Source organism: Mesorhizobium sp. M7D.F.Ca.US.004.01.2.1, from assembly GCF_003997785.1.
Classification (GTDB): Bacteria; Pseudomonadota; Alphaproteobacteria; order Rhizobiales; family Rhizobiaceae; genus Mesorhizobium; species Mesorhizobium loti.
This window is the reverse complement of sequence record NZ_RZRQ01000644.1, coordinates 1-1,445: the sequence shown is the minus strand read 5'-3', so window position 1 is coordinate 1,445 and position 1,445 is coordinate 1. Positions and strand designations below refer to the sequence as shown.

Below are 1,445 nucleotides of genomic sequence, written 5' to 3'. Positions count from 1 at the left end.
GGCGGACCGCGAATGCAGGCTGGTGCTGGAGGCGGAACGACACGCCAGAGAGGCAAAAACGGCGCGATTAAGGGAGCAGCGGCTAAACGGCAAGCATGCACGGGAACATAATCCGGCAGCCGAAATTAAGCCTCGATAAGCACGCGGCATCAACTTCCTCGACAAATGGATGGCTGAACAGCTGCCCGAAACCGCGACCGATGATCCGATCGTCATCAGCGACCTTGCGGACAAGGTCCTGAGAGCTGCCAACAAGGCGGGCATCGCCACCAGCGAAATCAGCGAAGAAGTGCCCAGCGTGTTCGAGGTCATAGCCGAAGCCTTTGACCATCGCGAGGGCGGCACGCCTTGACCCTCAATGTGCTATGATTCGCCATTGGCAAGAAAGCCAAGCATAAAGCTAAGCAGGCGATTGAAGTGCCACTAGAGGGCGCGCTCGAAGCGGAAGCCGCCTACTATGCCCGCAAGGTCGGCGTCACTACAGACGAAGCCGCCAAGATGATCCGGGAAGCCCACGCGCCGAAGCTGTCTATAGTCGGCAAGGGAAAGGAGAAGCTCGGAACAGCTTGACTCGTCCCCGAAGCGTTCCCATTTTGGTCTTCCGCAACGACAGGTTGATGATCTCATGTGTGGACGCGTTTTCGTCAAAACAACAATCCCTGACATGGTACGCCGTTTCGAGTTTGCCCATCCTGGCGACGTCGAGCGCATGGGCAACGGCTTTCCCATCTGGAATGGCGCGCCGAGCCTGAACTATCCGATTATGATCCGCGAGGAACTCTCCATCTCCGTGGCCGGTTTCGTGTCGGCAAGGTGGGGTCTTGTCCCCGGCTGGGCGCGTGACGGGAGCGGACGCCCGCCGCCCGTGAACGCACGCTGCGAGACCATCGCGACCAATGGCATGTTCCGCGAAGCCTATGCCTCGCGCCGCTGCCTAGTGCCGGTGGACGGTTATTTCGAGTGGCAGAAGCTAGATTTCTTGGGCAAGAGGAAACAACCCTATGCGATCGCGATGAAGGATGACGAGCCCTTCGCCATGGCCGGCATCTGGGAAGAGTATGCCGACAAGATCACGGGCGAACTGATCCGCACCTTCGCAATCGTCACCTGCGAGCCGAACGAGATGATGGCAACCATCCATGACCGGATGCCGGTGATCCTGGCGCCGACCGATTACATGCGCTGGCTCGGACCGGAGGCCGATCCTCGCGATCTGATGAAGCCATTCCCGTCCGAACTCATGAAGATGTGGCCTATCGGCAGCAAGGTCGGCAGCCCTCGTAACAACACGCCTGACATCATCGACGAGATCGGCCGGCCCGATATCATCGATGTGAGGGCCACGGCCCCAACGATCTTTTTGACGTCTGACGTGAGAAGAGATCATGCCCGCTGATCGATTGAAGGTCCGTGACGCCCCGGCGAGCGGTTATGAGGTTCTGCAG

3 protein-coding genes are annotated in these 1,445 nt (G+C 59.2%); all 3 read left to right on the top strand.

The genetic code is table 11. The annotated features are described in order from the left end of the window. Positions 1-169 precede the first annotated feature (169 nt). The 3 genes from EN993_RS35790 to EN993_RS35780 all read left to right on the top strand — a co-directional run bounded on the left by EN993_RS35790 (position 170) and on the right by EN993_RS35780 (position 1,396). Entirely contained in the window at positions 170-352 is a 183-nt protein-coding gene (locus EN993_RS35790; RefSeq protein WP_127266239.1) for a DUF768 domain-containing protein, read from the top strand. Positions 353-417: 65 nt separating this feature from the next. Next, entirely contained in the window at positions 418-570 is a 153-nt protein-coding gene (locus tag EN993_RS35785) for a hypothetical protein (RefSeq protein WP_245469074.1), read from the top strand. A 55-nt stretch (positions 571-625) separates the two neighbouring features. Then, positions 626-1,396, top strand: a complete 771-nt coding sequence (locus EN993_RS35780; protein ID WP_127266238.1) for an SOS response-associated peptidase — start codon at positions 626-628, stop codon at positions 1,394-1,396. The last annotated feature ends 49 nt before the right edge of the window (positions 1,397-1,445 follow it).

Bases quoted from the DNA above. Each gene is read 5' to 3' on its own strand.
- EN993_RS35790 (WP_127266239.1), top strand. From the start codon at position 170: ATGGCTGAACAGCTGCCCGAAACCGCGACCGATGATCCGATCGTCATC.
- EN993_RS35780 (WP_127266238.1), top strand. From the start codon at position 626: ATGTGTGGACGCGTTTTCGTCAAAACAACAATCCCTGACATGGTACGC.